This window comes from Pseudomonas kurunegalensis (assembly GCF_030291635.1).
GTDB lineage: Bacteria > Pseudomonadota > Gammaproteobacteria > Pseudomonadales > Pseudomonadaceae > Aquipseudomonas > Aquipseudomonas monteilii.
This window is the reverse complement of sequence record NZ_CP127871.1, coordinates 3124408-3144958: the sequence shown is the minus strand read 5'-3', so window position 1 is coordinate 3144958 and position 20551 is coordinate 3124408. Positions and strand designations below refer to the sequence as shown.

18 protein-coding genes are annotated in these 20551 nt (G+C 62.2%); 14 read left to right on the top strand and 4 right to left on the bottom strand.

All coding sequences use genetic code 11. The features are described 5' to 3' along the window. Window positions 1-3: 3 nt before the first annotated feature. Window positions 4-975: a LysR substrate-binding domain-containing protein gene (locus QQ992_RS14075; protein WP_286109978.1), complete on the bottom strand. Its 972-nt coding sequence runs from the start codon at window positions 973-975 to the stop codon at window positions 4-6. Window positions 976-1117: 142 nt separating this feature from the next. Between QQ992_RS14075 and gtdA the strand changes: the two genes are divergently transcribed. The 5 genes from gtdA (at window position 1118) to QQ992_RS14050 (ending at window position 6206) form a co-directional block, all read left to right on the top strand. Next, a complete protein-coding gene (gtdA, locus tag QQ992_RS14070; RefSeq protein ID WP_286109977.1) occupies window positions 1118-2173 on the top strand; it encodes a gentisate 1,2-dioxygenase in 1056 nt (351 codons plus the stop codon). A 17-nt stretch (window positions 2174-2190) separates the two neighbouring features. Continuing rightward, a complete protein-coding gene (locus tag QQ992_RS14065) occupies window positions 2191-2889 on the top strand; it encodes a fumarylacetoacetate hydrolase family protein (RefSeq protein WP_286109976.1) in 699 nt (232 codons plus the stop codon). 81 nt (window positions 2890-2970) lie between these two features. Beyond that, the gene (locus QQ992_RS14060) at window positions 2971-4323 is read left to right on the top strand and encodes an MFS transporter (RefSeq protein ID WP_286109975.1); all 1353 of its coding nucleotides are present in this window, start codon (window positions 2971-2973) and stop codon (window positions 4321-4323) included. Window positions 4324-4341: 18 nt separating this feature from the next. After that, window positions 4342-4983: a maleylacetoacetate isomerase gene (gene maiA / locus QQ992_RS14055; RefSeq protein ID WP_286109974.1), complete on the top strand. Its 642-nt coding sequence runs from the start codon at window positions 4342-4344 to the stop codon at window positions 4981-4983. 29 nt (window positions 4984-5012) lie between these two features. Continuing rightward, window positions 5013-6206 carry a 3-hydroxybenzoate 6-monooxygenase gene (locus tag QQ992_RS14050; RefSeq protein WP_286109973.1) on the top strand — a complete coding sequence of 398 codons (1194 nt, stop codon included), beginning with the start codon at window positions 5013-5015 and terminating at the stop codon, window positions 6204-6206. 122 nt (window positions 6207-6328) lie between these two features. Here the strand turns inward: QQ992_RS14050 and QQ992_RS14045 are convergent, their stop codons facing one another. Further along, complete coding sequence (locus QQ992_RS14045) at window positions 6329-7246, bottom strand: LysR family transcriptional regulator (protein ID WP_016714094.1); 918 nt, start codon at window positions 7244-7246, stop codon at window positions 6329-6331. Window positions 7247-7366: 120 nt separating this feature from the next. Between QQ992_RS14045 and QQ992_RS14040 the strand changes: the two genes are divergently transcribed. From QQ992_RS14040 to QQ992_RS14000, 9 genes are all read left to right on the top strand, one after another. Then, the gene (locus tag QQ992_RS14040; protein WP_105948773.1) at window positions 7367-8125 is read left to right on the top strand and encodes a 5-oxoprolinase subunit PxpA; all 759 of its coding nucleotides are present in this window, start codon (window positions 7367-7369) and stop codon (window positions 8123-8125) included. A gap of 89 nt (window positions 8126-8214) precedes the next feature. After that, window positions 8215-9102: a 5-oxoprolinase subunit B family protein gene (locus tag QQ992_RS14035; RefSeq protein ID WP_286109972.1), complete on the top strand. Its 888-nt coding sequence runs from the start codon at window positions 8215-8217 to the stop codon at window positions 9100-9102. Then, window positions 9099-10076: a 5-oxoprolinase subunit C family protein gene (locus QQ992_RS14030; protein ID WP_286109971.1), complete on the top strand. Its 978-nt coding sequence runs from the start codon at window positions 9099-9101 to the stop codon at window positions 10074-10076. Before QQ992_RS14035 ends, QQ992_RS14030 begins: the two co-directional genes overlap by 4 nt. Window positions 10077-10190: 114 nt before the next feature. Then, window positions 10191-11072 carry a type IVB secretion system protein IcmH/DotU gene (gene icmH, locus QQ992_RS14025; protein ID WP_286109970.1) on the top strand — a complete coding sequence of 294 codons (882 nt, stop codon included), beginning with the start codon at window positions 10191-10193 and terminating at the stop codon, window positions 11070-11072. Window positions 11073-11085: 13 nt separating this feature from the next. Beyond that, a complete protein-coding gene (locus QQ992_RS14020) occupies window positions 11086-13164 on the top strand; it encodes a type VI secretion system Vgr family protein (RefSeq protein WP_286109969.1) in 2079 nt (692 codons plus the stop codon). Next, window positions 13161-14084: a hypothetical protein gene (locus QQ992_RS14015; RefSeq protein ID WP_286109968.1), complete on the top strand. Its 924-nt coding sequence runs from the start codon at window positions 13161-13163 to the stop codon at window positions 14082-14084. The genes QQ992_RS14020 and QQ992_RS14015 overlap by 4 nt, the downstream gene beginning before the upstream one ends. Continuing rightward, window positions 14081-17299, top strand: coding sequence for a T6SS effector BTH_I2691 family protein (locus QQ992_RS14010; RefSeq protein ID WP_286109967.1), 3219 nt, complete (start codon window positions 14081-14083; stop codon window positions 17297-17299). The genes QQ992_RS14015 and QQ992_RS14010 overlap by 4 nt, the downstream gene beginning before the upstream one ends. Before the next feature lie 226 nt (window positions 17300-17525). Continuing rightward, complete coding sequence (locus QQ992_RS14005) at window positions 17526-18110, top strand: DUF6708 domain-containing protein (RefSeq protein ID WP_286109966.1); 585 nt, start codon at window positions 17526-17528, stop codon at window positions 18108-18110. Then, window positions 18107-18361: a PAAR domain-containing protein gene (locus QQ992_RS14000; protein ID WP_286109965.1), complete on the top strand. Its 255-nt coding sequence runs from the start codon at window positions 18107-18109 to the stop codon at window positions 18359-18361. The genes QQ992_RS14005 and QQ992_RS14000 overlap by 4 nt, the downstream gene beginning before the upstream one ends. Here the strand turns inward: QQ992_RS14000 and QQ992_RS13995 are convergent. Then, complete coding sequence (locus tag QQ992_RS13995; protein WP_286109964.1) at window positions 18316-19203, bottom strand: TIGR03915 family putative DNA repair protein; 888 nt, start codon at window positions 19201-19203, stop codon at window positions 18316-18318. The two genes, QQ992_RS14000 and QQ992_RS13995, sit on opposite strands and share 46 nt — an antisense overlap. After that, the gene (locus QQ992_RS13990; protein ID WP_019096772.1) at window positions 19194-20414 is read right to left on the bottom strand and encodes a putative DNA modification/repair radical SAM protein; all 1221 of its coding nucleotides are present in this window, start codon (window positions 20412-20414) and stop codon (window positions 19194-19196) included. Before QQ992_RS13990 ends, QQ992_RS13995 begins: the two co-directional genes overlap by 10 nt. Window positions 20415-20551 lie beyond the last annotated feature (137 nt).

Sequence of the window (20551 nt, the reverse complement as noted above, 5' to 3'; positions counted from 1 at the left end):
GGCTCAGGTTATGACGGCATCGTCGCCTGATCGTTCGGCCGGGAGCTGTGATGGCTTGCGAATCGGCATGCGGGCCGCTTCGCGCAAACTCTCCAGCAAGTCCAGCACCGCGCCTTCGATATGCGGCTCATCACGCCAGCACATGCCAATCGACCCTTCCGCTTCCAGCTCGAAATCCAGCCGCTGCAGCAACCCGCGCCCATGGAAATGCTCGGCGACTCGCCCCGAAGCCACCGACAGCATGTCGCTGTTCTGCATCAACCACAGGTTGGCCATCAGTGATGACGACTCGATACGGCACGGCAGCGGTTTGCGCCCGGCGTTGCTCAGGGCGGTATCCAGGCGATTGCGAATTGGCGTGGCCGGCGGCCACAGCAGCCAGTCGTACTGGTACAGGTCGTCCCAGCCCAGGCCTTTGCGCTGGGCCAATGGGTGGCCGGGGCGGGCGACCACCTGCATCGGCTCACGGAACAGCATTTCGCTGTGCAGCGCCTGGCTCGGCTGGTAATTGTCGACCCGCCCGACCACCACGTCCAGCTGGCACAGCTGCAGGCGCTCCAGCAGCACGTTCATGGTGCTTTCCTGCAGTGATACCTGCGCTTTCGGGTGCTTTTCCAGGAAGTAGAGGATGGCATCCGGCACCAGGCTCGGTGCCGAAGCGGGCGAGGTGCCGATGGCCACGTTGGGCGTATTGCCTTCGCGCAGGGCATCGAGGTTGCTCTGCGCCCGCTCCATTTCGCTGAGGATGCGCCGCGCATGGTTGACCAGCAACGTGCCTTCTGCGGTCGGCTTCAGGCCGCGGGCATGGCGCTCGAACAGGAGCGCACCGGCGTCTTCCTCCAGCTCCTTGAGGAACTTCGACAGGCCGGGCTGGGTGGTATAGGCCTGCCGGGCGGTGTCGCTGAGGTTGCCGGTTTCGGCCAAGGTCACCAGCAGTTGCAAGTGGCGCGGGCGCAGGCGGCGGGTCCAGTGCATGGCGTATCTCCCATCATCTTTTTTATATGGCTGCATATGAAAATATCATTTTTTTTGTATGTGGCGCGGGCGTTTAATCGGACCCACAACGGGGGCGCTGCCACGGTCATCCGCCCCTCCACAGCCCACCACAGGTGACGCGATGCATAACAACGACAACATCGACACGGCCCGCGCCGACTTCTATCACCGCATCGACAGCCAGGCGTTGTTCCCGCTGTGGGAGCAACTGCACAACCTGGTACCGGCACAGCCCACCACAACGTGCGTTCCCGCGCTTTGGCGCTTCAGCGAAGTGCGCCCGTATCTGATGGAAGCCGGCCAGCTGATCAGCGCCGAAGAAGCCGTGCGCCGGGTGCTGGTGTTGGAAAACCCGGGTATTCGCGGCCAGGCCTCGATCACCCCCAGCCTGTACGCTGGCCTGCAATTGATCTTGCCGGGCGAAATTGCCCCCAGCCACCGCCACAGCCAATCGGCGCTGCGCTTCGTGGTCGAAGGCAAGGGCGCCTACACGGCGGTGGACGGAGAGCGCACGACCATGCACCCGGGCGATTTCATCATCACCCCGTCCTGGACCTGGCACGACCACGGCAACCCGAGCGAAGCCGAGGGCGGTGAACCGGTGATCTGGCTGGACGGCCTGGACATCCCCACGGTGCGTTTCTATGGCGCGGGTTTTGCCGAGAACTACCCTGAAGCGGTGCAGCCCGTCAGCCGGCCCGAGGGCAACAGCCTGGCCCGTTACGGCGCCAACATGCTGCCGCTGCGCCATGAGGTACAGGGCACCACCTCGCCGATCTTCAGTTACCCCTATGCGCGCACCCGCGAAGCCTTGGCCACGCTTGAACGCCAGGGCGAAGTGGATGCCTGGGACGGCGTGAAGCTGCGCTACGTCAACCCGGCCACCGGCGGCTGGGCCATGCCCACCATCGGCACCTGCATGCAACTGCTGCCGCGCGGCTTCGTCGGCAAGACTGCCCGTTGCACCGACGCCACCGTGTACTCGGTGGTCGAGGGCCGTGGCCGAGCGGTCATCGGCGGGCAGACCTTCCACTTTGAACCCAAGGACACCTTCGTGGTGCCGAGCTGGGTGCCGTTGAGCCTGCAGGCCGACGACGAGTGCGTGCTGTTCAGCTATTCCGACCGGCCGGTGCAGGAGGCCCTAGGGCTGCTGCGCGAAGCCCGCGAACACCATTGATCCAAGGAACCCCTGCCATGACTTACCTGTTCGAACCTGCCGCTACCCCCAGCCTGCCGATTGCCGGCAGCGATCAGCGCTTCCCGGTACGCCGTGTGTACTGCGTTGGCCGCAACTACGCTGCGCACGCCCGGGAAATGGGCTTCGACCCCGACCGCGAGCCGCCGTTCTTCTTCTGCAAGCCGGCCGACGCCGTAGTGCCGGTGGCCGAGGGCCAGACCCTGGAGCTGCCGTACCCGGCAGAAACCAGCAACTACCACTATGAAATCGAGCTGGTTGCGGCCATCGGCAAAGGCGGGCGCGACATTCCGCTGGAGCAGGCCAACCAGCATGTGTTCGGTTATGCCGTTGGCCTGGACATGACCCGCCGCGACCTGCAGATGAAGATGCGCGAGATGGGCCGTCCGTGGGAGATCGGTAAAGCGTTCGACGCCTCCGCGCCAATTGCACCGTTGCACCCTGCAAGCCAGGTCGGCCACCCGGCGCAGGCCGGTATCTGGCTGCAGGTAGAGGGCGCGGACCGTCAGCGTAGCGACATCGACAAGCTGATCTGGTCGGTGCCGGAAACCATCGCCTACCTGTCGCGTTTCTTCGAACTGCAGCCCGGCGACCTGATCATGACCGGCACCCCCGAAGGCGTTGGCCCGGTGGTGGCGGGTGAGTTGATGGTGGGCGGGGTCGACGGTCTGGGCGAGCTCCACGTCCGCGTCATCTGACTGCCCTGGGCCGGCGCCGTCGGCCCTTCCTCCCGGTTTTACACGTGGCCTGCGCGCGGCGCCGGCCCGGAGGTTTCGCTCATGTCTTCCACTGACAAAAACAACACCGTGGATGTACAAGCCTTTATCGACAGCCAACCGGTTGCCACCTTCCAGTGGCGCATCCTGTTGCTGTGTTTTCTGGTGACCGCCATCGATGGCCTGGACACGGCGGCGATCGGTTTCATTGCCCCGGCATTGCGCGAGCACTGGCAGATCGGCGCCGCCGACCTTGGCCCGGTGCTGGGCGCGGCGTTGGTCGGTTTGATGCTCGGCGCGTTCATGGCCGGGCCGCTGGCCGACCGCTTCGGCCGCAAGCGCGTGCTGTTGCTGTCGGTGGCCTGCTTCGGTGCCTTCAGCCTGGCCGCTGCGTTTGCCCAGGACCTGCACAGCCTGGCGGTACTGCGCCTGCTCACCGGCCTGGGCCTTGGCGGGGCAATGCCCAACGCCATCACCCTGACCTCCGAGTACTGCCCACAGCGGCGTCGTTCGCTGATGGTGACCGGCATGTTTTGCGGTTTCACCTTGGGCTCGGCTTTGGGCGGGGTGGTCGCTGCGCAGCTGCTGCCAGTGTTCGGCTGGCGCAGCGTGCTGGCCCTGGGTGGGGTGCTGCCGCTGGCGTTGCTGCCAATCCTGGTACTGGCCTTGCCCGAGTCAGTGCGCTTTCTGGTGCGGCGTAACCCGGGCGATGCCAAGGCACTGGCTATCGTGCAGCGCATGGGTGCTTTGCCGGCGGGTTGCCAAGGCTTGCGCCTGGACAACGTGGTGGAAGGGCATTCGCCGGTCCGGCAAATTCTCGCCACGCCGTTACGTCGCGGCACCCTGGCGCTGTGGCTGGCGTTCTTCATGAGCCTGCTGATCATCTACGGCATGACCAACTGGCTGCCACTGCTGGTGCGCGACACGGGCCTTAGCCTGAGCCAGGCAGCGCTGGTCAGCGCGCTGTTCCAGATTGGCGGCACGCTTGGCGCGCTGTGCCTGGGCGCAGCCATGGACCGTTTCGACCCACACAACGTGCTGGTGCTAGCCCTGCTTGGCGGCGCGGCGTGCCTGTTCGCCATCGGCCAATGCCACGGCGACTACGCAATGCTGGGCCTGAGCGTTGCCGGCATGGGCTTTTTCATCAGCGGCTCGCAGGTCGGCGCCAATGCCCTGGCGGCCGCGTTTTACCCCACCGCCAGCCGCGCCACGGGGGTGAGTTGGGCGCATGGGGTAGGGCGTATCGGTTCGGTGTGCGGCACCTTCGGCGGCGCGCTGTTGGTGGATGCCGGGTTGTCCTTCGAGGTGCTGTTCGGCGTGCTCATGCTGCCGGCTGTGCTGGCCGCTGCGGCGATCTTCTTCAAGGGCGCGCAGCCTGCCACCGCACTGCGCGCCAATACCCACGTCACGCTCTGATCGAGCAGGAATACTGCCATGCAGCTCTACAGTTTTTTCAACAGTTCCACGTCGTATCGGGTGCGCATCGCCCTTGCCCTCAAAGGCCTGGAGGTGGACTACCACGGTGTCAACCTGCGCGCCGGTGAACAACGCCAGGCGCAGCACCGTGAACTCAGCCCGATTGGCGGCGTACCGGTGCTGGTCGGCAATGACGGCGTCAGCCTGACCCAATCGCTGGCCATTATTGACTACCTCGACGCGCTGTACCCCCAGGCGCCGTTGCTACCCAAACAGCCGCTGCTCCGCGCACGGGTGCTGGAAGTCGCACAGTTGATCGCCTGCGATATCCACCCGCTAAACAACGTGCGCGTGCTGGGTTACCTGCAACGCGTGCTGGAAGTGGGGCCTGAGGAGAAAGACCGCTGGTACGCCCACTGGGTGGCCGAAGGCCTGGCTGCGCTCGAAGCCTTGCTGCAACGTCATGGCGATGGGCCGCACTGCTTTGGCGAGCAACCCACCCTGGCGGATTGCTGCCTGGTGCCGCAAGTGGCCAACGCCGAGCGCATGGGCTGCGACCTGCACGCCTACCCACGGGTGATGGCGGTGTACGAGCACTGCCAGGTACAACCCGCCTTCCAGCGCGCCGCCCCGGGTCGCCAACCCGATTTTATCCAATAAGAACCGCAGCCAGTACGGAGACCCCAACCATGACTGCCCAACAACAAAAAATCATCATCGTCGGCGGTGGCATTGGTGGCCTTGCGGCTGCCCAGGCCCTGACCGCACAAGGTATCCAGGTGCTGCTGCTGGAGCAGGCCGACCACATTGGCGAAATTGGCGCCGGCATTCAGCTTGGGCCCAATGCCTATGCCGCGCTGGATGCCCTGGGCGTGGGCGATGCAGCGCGCAATCGCTCGGTGTTTACCGATCACCTGATCATGATGGACGCCATCGATGCCCATGAAGTAGGGCGCATCGAAGTGGGCGAGCGCTTCCGCCAGCGCTTCGGCAACCCGTATGGCGTGATCCATCGCGCCGACATTCACTTGTCGATTCTCGAAGCGGTGCAGCAGAACCCGCTGATCCGTTTCCAGACTTCGACCCATATCGCCGGTATGGAAATGCACGACCACGGCGTGACCCTGACCGACAGCAAAGGCAACCGCTACCAGGCCGATGCGGTGATTGGCTGCGACGGCGTCAAGTCAGTGATTCGCGAGCGCATGGTCGGCGACCCGGCGCGGGTCACCGGGCATGTGGTGTACCGGGCCGTGGTGGACGTGCAGAACATGCCCGAGGACCTGCGCGTCAACGCACCGATGCTGTGGGCCGGCCCACGCTGCCATCTGGTGCATTACCCGTTGCGCGGCGGCCAGCAGTACAACCTGGTGGTGACGTTCCACAGCCGTAACGAGGAACAGTGGGGCGTGACCGACGGCAGCAAGGAAGAGGTGCTGTCGTACTTCGAAGGCATTCACGAGCGGCCCCGGCAGATGCTCGACCGGCCAACCTCGTGGCGCCGCTGGGCCACGGCCGACCGTGACCCGGTAGAGCAGTGGGGCGAAGGGCGGGCCACCTTGCTGGGCGATGCTGCCCACCCGATGACCCAGTACCTGGCGCAGGGGGCATGCATGGCGCTGGAAGACGCGGTGGTGCTGGGGCAGGCGGTGAAGGCCTGCGAGCATGACCTGCAGGCAGCGTTCCGCTTGTACGAGTCGATCCGTATTCCGCGTACCGCGCGGGTATTGTGGTCGGCGCGGGAAATGGGGCGGCTTTACCATGCCAAGGGTGTCGAGCGGCTGGTGCGCAACCAGTTGTGGCAAGGGCGTTCGCAGGATCAGTTTTATGATGCGGTGCAGTGGTTGTATGGCTGGAGCATCGACACCTGCCTGAAACGCTGATTCCAGGTCTGGCCTCTTCGCGGGTAAACCCGCTCCCACAGATACGGCACCGGCCACGAACCCAGTGAGTACCCTGTGGGAGCGGGTTTACCCGCGAAGAGGCCAGACCTGCAGGCGCACAATCACCGCCGCGCAGACAACTGCTGCGGCGCCAGAAATGCATCATGAAAGTAGTTACGCACGGCCTGCATCGCCGGGCTGAACGCCCGCTCCCGGTGCCAGGCCAACCCCACGCTCATCGGCGTAACCGGGTCGCTGATGGTCACTGTCTCGATGCGTTTGCCCTCCAGCGACCAAGGCCGGTGTACCAGGTCCGACAGGATCGCTACGCCACTGCCATTAGCAACCATGCTGCGCACCGCTTCCACCGAACTGGTCCGCACCCGTACGCTTGGCCGTTGCCCGGCGTGTTCCCAGTAGCGCATGGCGCTTTGCTCGGCTTCGTCCACGGTCAGCAGAATGAACGGCTCACAGGCCACGTCGGCCAGGCTCACCGACGAGCGCTCGCACAGCGGATGGTGACCGGGCAGCCATAGCCGGCGCTCGGAGTTGAACAGCGTCTCCGAGACGATATCGGGGTGGGTGAGGTTGGCGGTGAGCACTACCGCCATGTCGAAACGCCCCTCCAGCAAGCCTTGCTCGATGGCACTGCGCTCTTGCTCGTACAGCTCCAGGGTCACGTCCGGGTGCCAGTGTTCAAGGCGCTGCAGGTGGTGAGGCAGGAAGTAGCCAATCACGGTGTAGCTTGCCGCCAGGCGCAGCAGGCCGCTTGCACGCACGTTCGGCAGCGGGCTGTTCAACGCGTCATCGACACTGCGCAGAATCACATAGGCGCGGTTCAGAAAGTGCCGGCCAGCTTCGGTCAGGTTCATGCCCTGAGCCGAGCGCTGGAACAGCAACACGCCAAGCATGGCTTCCAGTTCCTTGATGGCCGTGGTTACCGCCGACTGGGAGATATTCAGGTGGATCGCTGCCTGGGAAATCTGGCCGATCTCGGCGGTTGCGACAAAATAGCGGACCTGGCGCAGGGTCAGTGACACGGTTGGCTCCTGTGGTATCTGATTTTCCGAAGACACCCTATCTGTTTATAGATCTTCCCAAGGGGGTGTGGAGAATCTAACGTGGCTTGCATGCAGTCACAAGCGTCAGGAGAAACAGTCATGCAGGTGGTGGATTTCAACTCGGACATGGGGGAGGGGTTTGGCCCGTGGACCATTGGCGATGGCGTCGACAACGAGCTGATGGGCCATATCAGCACGGCGAACATCGCCACGGGCTTCCATGCCGGCGACCCCGGTACCATGCGCCGTACTGTAGAGCGGGCCAAGGCGTTGGGCGTTGCGGTGGGTGCCCACCCGGGTTTCCGAGACCTGGTGGGCTTTGGCCGCCGGCATATCAACGCCCCGGCCCAGGAGCTGGTCGACGACATGCTTTACCAGCTGGGTGCACTGCGAGAAATTGCCCGTGCACAAGGTGTGCGCCTGCAGCACATCAAGCCGCACGGTGCGCTGTACATGCACCTGGCGCGTGACGAAGAAGCCGCGCGCCTGTTGGTGGAGAACCTGCGGGTGATCGAGCCAGAGCTGTTGCTGTACTGCATGCCGGGCTCGGTGATCTGCCGTATTGCCCAGGAACTTGGCCAACCGGTGGTCCGCGAGTTCTACGCCGACCGCGAGTACGACCTGAGCGGTTCTATCGTCTTTACCCGCAATGTGCGTGGCTACGACCCCACGGCGGTTGCAGAGCGGGTACTGCGTGCTTGCCAGCAAGGCGTGGTACGTACGGTCGAAGGCCAGGACCTGGCCATCGCGTTCGATTCCATCTGCCTGCACAGCGATACTCCCGGCGCGCTCGACCTGGTAGAAGCCACGCGCAAGGCGCTGGACGCGGCCGGTATCGTGGTGCGTGCGCCACGTTGAGCCCATGAGGTATCCGGCAGGCACAAGCCGGAGCCCGTATAGGTTGTTTTCGCCTGCCTTTCTATAAAGATTCCAAAAAAGGAACAGTCATGGCCGAATCGCTTGCTACAACCCCGATCCGCTACAGCTTCGGCGCCGACGAGCACCTGTTTGCCGAAGTGAGCGACAGCATGTCGCTGGAAGCCTTCTTCAAGGGCATGGCCGTCACCCGTGCCGTAGAGCGGCTGGGCCTGGAGGGCGTGCTGGACGTGTGCCTGGCCAACGCCTCGTTCCAGATCCGCTTCGACCCGGACCGTATCGCCCCCGATGCACTGCTTGAAGCCGTGCGCGGTGCCGAAGCGCAGGCCGTGGCCGAGCGTTCGTTGCAGACGCGAATCATCGAGATCCCGGTGCTGTACAACGACCCCTGGACCCATGAAACCCTGATGCGCTTTCGTGACCGTCATCAAGACCCGGCCAGCACCGACCTGGAGTACGCAGCACGTATCAACGGCCTGGCCGATGTCGAGGCATTCATCGCCGCGCACAGCGGTGCGCCGTGGTTCGTGTCGATGGTCGGCTTCGTTGCCGGCCTGCCTTTCATGTTCCAGATGGTCGAGCGCGAACGGCAGTTGCAGGTGCCCAAGTACCTGCGTCCGCGCACCGACACACCCAAGCTCACCCTGGGCCATGGCGGCTGTTTCGGCTGCATCTACTCGGTGCGCGGAGCAGGGGGCTACCAGATGTTCGGCGTTACCCCGGCACCGATCTACGACCCGCAGCAGACCTTGAACTACCTGAAGGCACACATGGTGTTCTTCCGTCCGGGTGACATCGTGCAATTCAAACCCATCGACCGCCGTGCCTATGACCAGGCCGTGGCGGATGTTGAAGAAGGCCGCTTCGACCTGCGCATTCGCCCGGTCGAGTTTTCCCTGGACGCCTTCCTCGCCGACCCGGTCGGCTACCCCAAATCGCTGCAGGAGGTATTGGCATGATCAAGGTACTCAAACCGGGCTTGGCGACGTCTGTGCAGGACTTGGGCCGCGAAGGCTACTACCACTTGGGTATCCCGCCGTCAGGCGCCCTCGACCAGTACGCCCTGAGTGCGGCCAACCACCTGGTGGGCAACCCGGCCGGCGCCGCAGGCCTGGAGTGCGCGCTGGTGGGGCCGGAACTGGCGTTCCAGCAGGACGCACTGGTGGCCGTGTGCGGTGCGCAGATGCCAGCGTTGCTCGATGGCCGCGAGCAGCGCCCGGACACGGCGTTTGCCGTACGTGCCGGGCAGGTGTTGCGTTTCGGCTTTCCTACCGCAGGCGCGCGGGCTTACCTGGCGGTGGCCGGCGGCATCGATGTGCCCGAGGTACTGGGTAGCCGTTCCACCTATGCGTTGGGAGCGCTGGGCGGCTTTCATGGGCGCAAACTGATGGCGGGCGACCTGCTGCCCGTCGGTATGCCCAGCGGCAAGACCCGCGCGGGTGCAAGCCTGCCCATGGCCCTGCGCCAGGCCTTGGGCGGCGAAGTGGTGTTGCGTGTGGTGCCGGGGTTGTACTTTCACCGCCTCACCGAAGCAGCAGCGCAAAGCTTCTTCTCCGAAGCCTGGACCGTCGGCTCCGAAGCGGACCGTATCGGCTATCGCTACAAAGGCGGCAGTGCCTTGAGCTTTCAGCCACGGGAGCAACCGTTCGGTGCGGGGTCGGATCCGTCGAACATCGTCGACAGCTGCTACCCGATCGGCTCGATCCAGGTGCCGGCAGGGTTGGAGCCGATCATCCTGCACCGCGATGCCGTGTCGGGTGGCGGCTACGCCATGATCGGAACAGTGATCAGCGCCGACCTGGACCTGATCGGCCAGATGCAGCCCAACCAGCGGGCACGGTTCCTGGCGGTGAGCCTGGACCAGGCGCTGGAGGCGCGGCGTTCATACAAGAAGAAGCTGGCTTGCCTGGCCAGGCTCTTCGGAAATGTTTAGAAACTAGACGAAGAGAAGGATCCTACAACCGTTTAGGAAGCCCCAGACTCCTTGAAGAATTGATTCCCCGATAGTGTGCCTGTCTTCAGCCTGCTGGAAGACAAGGACCACTTCATGCCCGGCCCACTCGATATTCCTCCGGTAAAACCTGAGGGCGCTGCCGATGCCCGTGATGTAACCGAAAACACCCTGTACGGGATGCTCGATGGCCCGCAGGAAAGCGGTTCGCCTTACCCGGCCGACGAGGGAAGGCGAGCCGATCACCCGGATTACGAAGGCTACCCCGCCGACCCGCAGTTCCAGCTACGCGGCGGCTTCAAAAACCTGATGCTCGATGCGGCAGCCCCGCTGTTCGGCCTGGTCATTCGCCTGCGTACGCTGGATGACCTGCCCAACATCGCCTACGTGCACAAGACCGTGCAAAACCAGGTCAGTAACATCCGCGAAGAAATCCGTCAGCACGGCTACCCCATTGCCCACCAGGAAGTCTACTCCTACGCCCTGTGCCTGTTCCTGGACGAGGCCGTCATGAGCCGCCCCTGGGGCAACAATTCGTGCTGGAGCCACGAGTCGCTGCTCAGCATTTTCCATGACGAAACCCAGGGCGGCGAAAAAATCTTCGTGCTGCTCGAGCGCGTCATGCAGTCGCCCAAGGAATTCCAGGATGTACTGGAGTTTCTGTACTTCAGCATTTGCCTGGGCCTGCGCGGCAAGCACGCCCTCGACCCCAAGTGCGACGACATCATCAAGGCCCTGATCTCGCGCATGCACAAGGTCATCCGCGAACTGCGCGGTCCCACCCCCGAAGAGGTGTGCGACCCCTACACCAACGTCGTCCATCGCCCTTACCGCGGGCGGCGTTGGGAGTGGCCCTGGTGGAGCCCGCTGGTGCTCTCGGCCATCGCCATGGTCTGCACCTACAGCTACTACAGCTACCGCCTCGACCTGATCACCGCCGAAGTCCTGCAATCGCTCGACGCCATCTTGCAGCAGTAGCGGGGGATACCACATGCCTAGCCAAACCGATTTGCGTTTTACCTTCCAGCCGCTGGTTGGCCGCAGCGAGTTCGAGGTCGTGTCGTTCGAGCTGGACGAGGCCATCAGCACGCCGTTCCAGTTGCAACTGGAACTGATCAGCTTCGAAGACGATGTCGACTTCGGCCAGCTGCTCGACAAGCCGGTGCTGTTCACGATCTGGCGTGGTGAGCGCCCGCTGCGCTATGTGCACGGGCTGGTCAGTACCTTCAGCCAGGGCGAAACGGGCTTCCACCGCACCCGTTACCGGGCTCTGGTCGAACCCGTGCTGGCCCGTGCGGGGCTGCGCTCGAACTGGCGCATCTTCCAGCAGAAAACCGTGCCACAGATTCTGCAGATCATGCTCGAGCGCCAGGGCATCATCGGCTACACGCTGAAGAGCATCGACAAACACGAGGTGCGCGAGTTCTGCGTGCAGGCCGGTGAAACCGACCTCGACTTCATTGCCCGCCTGGCCGCTGAAGAGGGCTTCGTCTACCGCTTCGAACACACGCCAAAAGGCCACACGCTGATCATCACCGACCGGTTGCTGGCGCTGGGGCAGATCAGCCGGGGCGCCATTCAGGCCGACGATGATGACGAAGGTTTCTTCGAGCCGGACGACATCGACCCGGACAAGGTGCTGTACCATGCCAACAGCGGCGGCAATCAGGCCCGGCCTTGCCTGCGCCGCCTGCGCTACAGCGAACAGGTGCGTACCGCCCGCCAGGTACAGCGCGACTACACCTTCACCCACCCGGCCTACCGCCTGGAGCAGCGTGCCCAGGGCAACGACCTGACGCACCAGTCCACCGCCTACGAACGCTTCGACTATCCCGGTCGTTACAAGCGTGAGGCGGTCGGCGTGCCCTTCACCGCCACCCGCATCACCGCCCTGCGCCATGACGCCCGTATGGCCGAGGTGGAAGGCGATGATGTGCGCCTGCAACCGGGCCTGAGCTTCACCCTGATCGAGCACCCGCGCGAAGACCTGAACCTGCATTGGCGGGTCAACCGCGTGCACCACGAAGGCGTCCAGTTCACCAGCTTGCAAGAGGAAGCTGCAGGTGCCCAGCAAGGCACACGCTACAGGCAGGAAGCCGTGCTGGTCCCTGGCAGAACCGAATGGCGGCCGGCCCCGTTGCCCAGGCCGCGCATCGACGGGCCGCACATGGCCACGGTGGTCGGGCCGAAGGGCGAAGAAATCTATTGCGACCAATGGGGGCGGGTGAAAGTCAGTTTCCCGTGGGACCGTGAAAGCCAGAACAACGAGTTCAGCTCCTGCTGGGTACGCGTGTCGCAGGGCTGGGCCGGTGGCAGTTGGGGCTCGATGGCCATTCCGCGCATCGGCCAGGACGTGATCATCCAGTACGTCAACGGCGACCCGGACCAGCCGATGGTCACCGGGCGCACCTACTGTGGTGATCAGTTGCCGCCCTACGACCTGCCCGAACACAAGACACGGATGACCATCAAGAGCCAGACCCACAAAGGTGATGGTTACAACGAACTGCGTTTCGAGGACGAACTGGGCAAAGAGGAAGTGTTCATCCATGCCCAGCGGGACCAGAACAATGTGGTCGGCAATGATGAGACCACGCGTGTGGGGCGCAATCGTGTCGAGCAGGTCGGCAATGATGAGCAACTGAGCATTGGTAATAACTTCCGTCAGGAAACGGCATACAACCATACCCAGGTCATAGGGCAAAACAGCCTTTTGGACATCAAGTGTGACTTGGTCGAAACCGTGGCCAACAACCGCACTGAGTCAACGGGTGGCAATCGCCGCGTTGTCACGGGGAGCAACTGCGAGCTTGTGGTCAAAGGGGCTCAATCGATCAGCGTTGGGCAGGGCGTGCAACAACGCACGACAGTATTTCAGTTGCTGGCCAGTGAGCGCATCGAATTGAGAAGCCCTGGCGGCAGCATCGTGCTGGATGCCCAGGGCATTACCATCAATGGCCTGACACTCGACCTGAAAGGGCAGACCAAGGCCGTTGCGAAAGGGGATGGCGATAGCCCGTCATTTGAGCTTACGCCTGACACCAGCAGCAAGTGCGAGGTCAAGGCATGAATGTCGAGAGCCTGATCAGCCGCATCGAAGGGCATCATGCGGCGCACCTGCATTGCCATGTATTGGTAGACCCACTCGCGATAGCTGGCAAGAGTGACCATGCTTTGCTTGCACACCTGCGTGAAGCGTTGGGCGAGGCGGCATTGACGCGTGTGCACAGGGCCGATCTGGCCCATGCGCCCCACCTGCATCCCGTGTTGGCTTGCCTGGCTTCACCCGGAACATTGCCCAGCCGTGAGTTGCTGGCGCTGACTGCGCGTGCAGCATACCGAGGGCTGCACCAGCACCGGCGCTACCTGAGTGGCTGGTTGTTCAGTGAAGCAGACTCGGCCACGGTAGCCGCCCATCTCACGGCCATGTGCCGAATACCCGATGCCAAACGGGCGTTCAGCTTCTATCCGGTCTACGAGCCGGTTCGCCTGGAGCTGCTCGCGGCGACGTTCAAGCAGGTCGAGCATGGCCCATGGTGGCCGATCAACAACTGGTTGTTCCTGAGTAGCGGTGGCAGGTTGGCGCACCTGCAAGGGCAGAGCGGGCAGCGGCATGCTTTACCGGAGCCTGCCCAGCGTATTCAGGAGGATGTGAAGATGATCGAGCAGGTGCTCGCGGCCTGGAGGAAGTTGAGGGCAGGTTCTTCCGCAATGAACCAGCGCGAGATCCCGCCTTTCGCGGCCGTGCGCGCCTCCAACTTCATCGATGACGCACGCATGCTGGGCTTGAGCGCATCACATGACATTCAGGTGTTCGCCCTTTATCACCTTTGCCTTCACTCCCGCCTGCACACCGTACCCGCCGTGCGCAGCATGATTGACGCGGCAGCCCAAGGACAACGTCCGCTCGCGTCGATGTTTGCCCAGTACTCCGATGAGCAATGGCAACGCACGGTTGACAGCCTGCCCGGATCCGAGGACCGCCGATGAATATCAATGAAGCCGTGACCCTTGCGCTGGCAGAAGCTGCGCTCCCGCACGACCAGTGCATGGCCTGCGAACGCCAAGGCCTGCCGATCCTGCCCCTGCGCCGCGCCCTGGTGCCGGATACCCGTCCGCAGGGCCTCACCACCGTGGCCGGTAGCCTGCATGTCTCGGCCAAGCTAGGCGTGCGCACCTTGCGCATGGGCTACCTGTACGTGCTGCTCGACCAGCAGGTTTGGCATGCCTACGAAGTCAGCGAGCAGGGCCACCTGCGCCGCTTCAACCCCTACGAGCCGTCAGAGGGACTCCCCGCATCGCTGCCCGAAAAATGCGTGAATGAAAACCACGACATTCCCTCGTCCTTCCTGAACATCGACACCGACCGCTATGGCAGCGCCTGGCTGGCCTTCTCCAGCGACCCTTGGCCGGTCAGCGTGTTGGATGCCTACAAGACGGGCCAGGCGCCAGCCCATCGCTTCGAAGGGGTAGACCTGGCTCAGGCGCGTAACAACCCCGAGTTGCTGGGCATCGCCATGACGCCCGACAACCTGCGGGTCGACAAGGAAGTGTTCGAGTACGCGCAGCATGGGTGTTCGCCATTCGACAGTGCGCATGGCTTTCACACGCGCTGGCTGCGCCGGTTTGCCCTGAAGGGGTATCTGGTCAACGCGATGAACCGGCACACGCTGGAGAAGGGCGTGCTGGCGGTAGTGCTGGACGATACCGTGGGTTTGATTCAGGAGTTCAACCATCAGCGGCTGAGCTGGGTGGTGAAGCGCCAGGCCTGGCGCGAAGACCCCATGCGGGCCTACCAGCTGCAAACCTCGCAGATCCTGCAAGTCATTCGCGCCACGCATCGGGAGTGGGCGGCGCAGAAGGTGCCGTCGCTGGAGCCCATGACCGGCGACGGACCACCGGTGTTCACCGACCCGACGGTGGAGCGCCAGCGGTTGGTAGAGCGGGCACAGTTGGAGAGTGACGAGCGGCTTGAGGAGCGCTACGACGAAGCGAAACGGGCAGCGTTCCAGGCCGGGTATGGCCAGCAGGAAGCGGAATTTCAGGGTTACATCGACAAGAACGCGCGTGCTTATGTTGCGCTGTTCGACACACCCATGTTCAAGGTGGCCGAGCAGTATGACTACGACGGCGATCATCGTGAGTCTGGCGTCGCGTATGCCAAGACCATGGCGCTGTGCCTGGGGGGCGGTATCACCGAAACCGTGGCACCCGATGCGGCTCCCGCAGCCGGCACCAGCGAAACACTCTGGCTGAAATGGCTGAAGGATCCTGATAGTCCCCCGTACCGCGCGTTGCTGATGCGCGACCGTGCGTTGTTGGCCGGGTTGCTGCCCAGCTTTTCCGCTACCGACGTTATCAACTGGAATGACAGCGACAAATTCTACGGCATGCTGAGCAAGGTCATCGGCAGCGATGACGCCGGTTTGCGCATGCGCAACACCCTCAAGCAAGCCATCGCCGAAACCCAGGGTGCCCTCAATGCCGCCAGCCAGCGCTTGGCGCCCAGCCTGCCGCCAGGCATTCAGAACGCTGTGCGGCACCTGAACAGCGCGACGCAGTATCTCTACAACGGCGTGCACCTGATCGAACTGGAAGTGAAGATGAAGCTGGGCGAGTACTACGCATTGCAGAGTGCCCACTTGCGCGAATTGCAGCACAAGGCCAATGCCTCGATTGCCGAGGCCAGGGACCGCATGCATCGCAATATCGATGACTTCGACCTCCATTCAACCAAGGCCTGGAACAAGGTGCGGCCGATCATGCAGCACGGGCTGATGAGCCTGGCCGTGCTCGACCCACGGTTTACCCACACGATGATCAGCGTCACGGTGTGGGTGGAGGGTACGGCTGAGGAGGTGCGTGGTCGGTTGCTTGAGGAAGCCAACATGAAGGTGACCCAGGCGAGTAGCGCGGCACAGATTGCCTTGGTGGATGTCTCGGTGGTGGCGGGGACGCTGGAGACCAATGCCCGCAAGGTGTTGAAGGATTTGCGCATTACTTCGCAGCAGGCCGCGAAGCTTGTGCGGACCGGCTTTAGCGGATTGCGGGGTGTGGCAGCCAGTTGGGAAGTACTACTCGCGATAGGTGGGTTGTACTTGCAGCATGACAGCCTGGCCAGAAATCAGCAAAAAGCGGAATTGGAGATTGGGCCAAAGGCGCTTGAGGCCAAGCTGGCGTTGCAGGGTTCGCTGTTGGGGATATTGGGCGGGCAAATTGAGTTGGTCGGACTACTAATGCGGTCCAGTGGCAACTACATAAAAGCGCCCTGGTCCAAGGGCGTAGCAGTATCTGGAGTGGCTTTGGTCAGGGGCGGCGCCTTGTTCAGTGCAGTCGCCGGAATATTTGATACCGCACAGGCAGTAGCCGCCGCAATGCGAGCGTCTGCAGCGGGAGATGGGCTATCGCTAGCGCAATATCGATGGGCCGTTGGGTTTTTCGGATTCGGCACATTAGCTTTTGCAGGTGCAGTATTCAATCCATTAATCATAGGTCCTTTGGGCATAGCTATCATACTGACGCTGAGTGGATATGCTTTAAGTAAACGTGCCGAAAAAAATGAATCTACTGCGCTGGAACGCTGGGCAAGGCGCAGTTTTTTTGGGAGGAGTGGTGAAACACCCCTCGTACATTGGAATGTTCCAGAGTTTGCAGATATTGCATTCGCTGAGCTTAATGCTGCTACGCTTGGTGTTCAGGCAGTCCTGCATTTTGAATCGAAAATATCAACTAAGCCTGGCGCGCCAAAGATTGGCGGGCTGGTCAGTTTAGAGGTAGAGCAGAAACTTAAATTTCAAGTTGTATTGCCTCAATATAGGCAAGAAATCTCTGCTTACCGGTGTGACTTGATTGTCCATCGTCACGGTGATGGAGATTATCCGGAGTACAAAGGTGGAGAGACGCTTGTCTCTGAGAGTTATCATGCTGATGGTGCTGGGCCAGTTTCGAAATCTGTTATGTTTTCCGATTTTTCACCCCCGCCGCTGGCTGACTACAAAAGTGATATTTCTGTTATAAAAAAATTACGAAAGTCAATGGCTGAAGGTGGCGAAATTCAAGCGTTGGATTTTACGGGGGTAGTGGAACTATACCCAACCTTAGGAACGCACAGTATAGCGGCAGCCACGCTTTTGGTAATGTATTGGCCAGACAGGTCAATTCCAGGCGCCTATGTAGAAATATGTGACAGGAGGGAGAATGATTAGATTTCAGTCAGGAGTGTTATGGCCACGAGCACTAGGCTGGAGCCACGACCTACCTCACGTCACTGAAACCCCATCGCTCCGGCGTGAGGTGGAGAATACAAAGCCATCACCCAACAATTTTGATGAGATATATTTGGAGTTGCCTCGGTCTAGCATTAGCTTGCGAGGTGTTGTGGCTTTGCTCTGTATCCCTATTTTAGTGCCGTGTACAGGTTTGGTGTTTTATATGTACTGGACTTACTTGGTTGATGGTTTTACGCGTGACTGGATGTTTGATCTTTTCTCCATATTTATGTCTGCAGTTGGGGTGTGGGTCGGCACTTCCTTTGTGAAACTCGACCTGACGCTCCCAAGAGACGAACCAATTCGCTTCAATCGCTTGCGCCGAAAAGTCTACTTCTACCAATTTAGATTTCACTACTTCTACCTGTTCAGCCGCAAACACTGGGGCGTCAAACCTGTCGCCTACAACTGGGACGACGTAACTGCGGAGGTCTACCGCGTCTACGCCCCAGGCCACGGCGGCCTGATCGAAAATGTCATGCTCTCAGTCCGTAACCCTGAGACCGACGAAGTCATTGACCGTGTCCTCTTCACCCATACCCTGCATCAGGGCGAAGCCTACTGGGCCATCGCCCGTCTATTCATGCAACAAGGCCCCGACGCCTTGCCAACATTCGTGCACCCACCCCGCGACTGGAACGATGACGACGGTCTGAGCCACATGCACTGTCTGGCACCAAAGGTTGTGTGGCCAGCGGACATTGACCGTGAATCCCGTACCGCCCCGTCTGAAGGAGAAGCCCAATGAACCCGGTTGTCCTTGTAGGCCATCGACACAAATGCCCGCTGCATGGGGTTAACCAGGTAGAGAGCGGCAGTGCTGCCTACACATTCAATGGCAGGCCGGTTGCCAGGGTGGGGGACCGGACAACCTGCGGTGCAGTGATAGAGAGTGGGGCAGAGCATTTCCTGATCGAAGGTGCGGCGGTGGCGCGCAAAGGCGACCGAACGGATCATGGCGGTGTGCTGGAGGAGGGCGATGTCGGGTGGTTGCTGTAGGACCGTGTGGGTTTGCTGATCTGTTTGCCGGCCTGCGAGGCCACTTCAAGGGCTTGGCCGTCCCGTTGCTTGCCTTGGCGGGCAAGGCCTTCAAGCTGCGGTATCAGCATGCCTTCCGGCAAATGCCGCCAGAAACGCCCGGGCATGTGCAGGCGCAGGGCATCCGGGTTGAGGCGGGCAGGGTTGAAGGTATGGCGGTAATAGGTGCGCCACAGTTCGGCGCCAGGGTCGTCGGCGTTGCGTGCCCATTGCTGCCAATGCTCAGGACACTGGCGTTGGTAATCGAAATCCTGGCCGTCGAAGCGAATGCCATCCCGTGGCGTGGCGATCAACCAGCGTAAACGCCCTAGACGGTCGGCAAAATGAGGGCTGGCACTTTCCAGAACGTCATGCGCCGGTTCGTGATAGGCCACCAGATCAAGTTGCAGGCGATCAGCCAACGCCTCTGGCAGCGGTACGAAGCGCACAAAGGCATGCAGGTGATGCGCCTCCCGGGTGACTTGCTTGATACGCCGTTGCAACTCACTGCCCAACCGGTCACCCGCCAGCATGGCCGTGCGGTCGCCATGGGCAACACGCCAGAGCACTTCATACAGCAGGTTCCAGCGCTGTTCGCCACGATATCGGGCAGCCTGCTCCAACTGGCTCAGCAGCACGGCCGGGACTTTGGCACGAAAGGGGCCTGGGCCTTCCGGGGGCGCTGTCGGTACTGCCAGCAGGTCGGCCATCGGGCCTTGCGACCAGGTGACCTCGGCGGGGTCGATGCCATGCCCCAGCAATACCCGGGCCTGATCCCGCCAGGTGGCGAACTGGTCATCACAATCGAGCGCGATCATCCCCACAACCCCATCTGCACGGGCGCCTGCGGCTCACGCAAACGTGCCCTTAGCAGGCCGCTGCGCAGCTCGGCCTGGGCCGGACGATAATCGCTGGTGACGATGAACGGCCGTGCCTTGTCCAGCACGCAGCGCAGCTGAATGAGGTCGTCATAGCGGATGCGCCGCTCTCGGCGCAGTGCGACCAGGCGCTGTACGCTACGCAGACCAATGCCGGGAATACGCGCCAGCAGCGCGGGCTCGGCGCGATTCACGTCCAGCGGGAATACCTCTCGGTTGGCCAGCGCCCAGGCCAGCTTGGGGTCGATGTCCAGCGCCAGATTGCCGCTCTGGCCCAGCAGTTCACCCGCCTTGTAGCCGTAGCCACGCAGCAGGAAGTCGGCCTGGTACAGGCGGTGCTCGCGCAGTAGCGGCGGGGCAGCCAAGGGCACGCTGCCCGGGCTGTCGGGGATCGGGCTGAACGCAGAGTAATACACGCGCTTGAGGCCGTAGCCTTGATACAGCGACTCGGCATTGCGCAGCAGGGTGCTGTCGTCGGTGCTGTCGGCACCGACGATCACTTGGGTGCTTTGGCCGGCAGGGGTGAAGCGCGGGGCCTTGGGTTCGTTGGCCACGGCTTGTTGGCCCAGGTGAATCACGCCCATTGCCTGGCGGATGGTGTGCGCCTGTTTTTCCGGTGCCAGGCGCTTGAGGCTGGCGTCGGTGGGCAGCTCGATGTTGACACTGAGTCGGTCGGCCAGGCGGCCGGCTTCTTCGATCAGCAGGGGGTCGGCATCCGGGATGGTCTTGAGGTGAATGTAACCGCGGAAGTTGTGTTCTTCGCGCAGCAACCGGGCTACGCGGATCAATTGCTCCATGGTGTAGTCCGCCGAGCGGATGATGCCGGAGCTGAGGAAAAGGCCGCTGATGCAATTGCGCCGGTAGAAATCCAGGGTCAGGCGGACCACTTCCTCAGGGCTGAAGCGCGCGCGTGGCACATTGCTGGAGCGGCGGTTGACGCAATACTGGCAGTCGTACAGGCAGAAGTTGGTCAATAGCACCTTGAGCAACGACACGCAGCGGCCGTCGGGGGTGTAGCTGTGGCAGATGCCCATGCCGTTGGTGGCGCCCAGGCCGTCACCGCCGCGTGAATTACGCTTGGGCGCACCGCTGCTGGCGCAGGACGCGTCGTACTTGGCGGCGTCGGCGAGGATGCCGAGTTTGGCGATGAGCTGCATGTGACTGACTCGCTATACTGAATATTCATACAGTATTTTGAGAATTCATGAATTGCAAGGGCCACGAAGCTTCGCATTGAACATACCCGAGTAAATCCGTCAGCTAAGCTTGTGCTGGACTAACGGACAGCAACGAG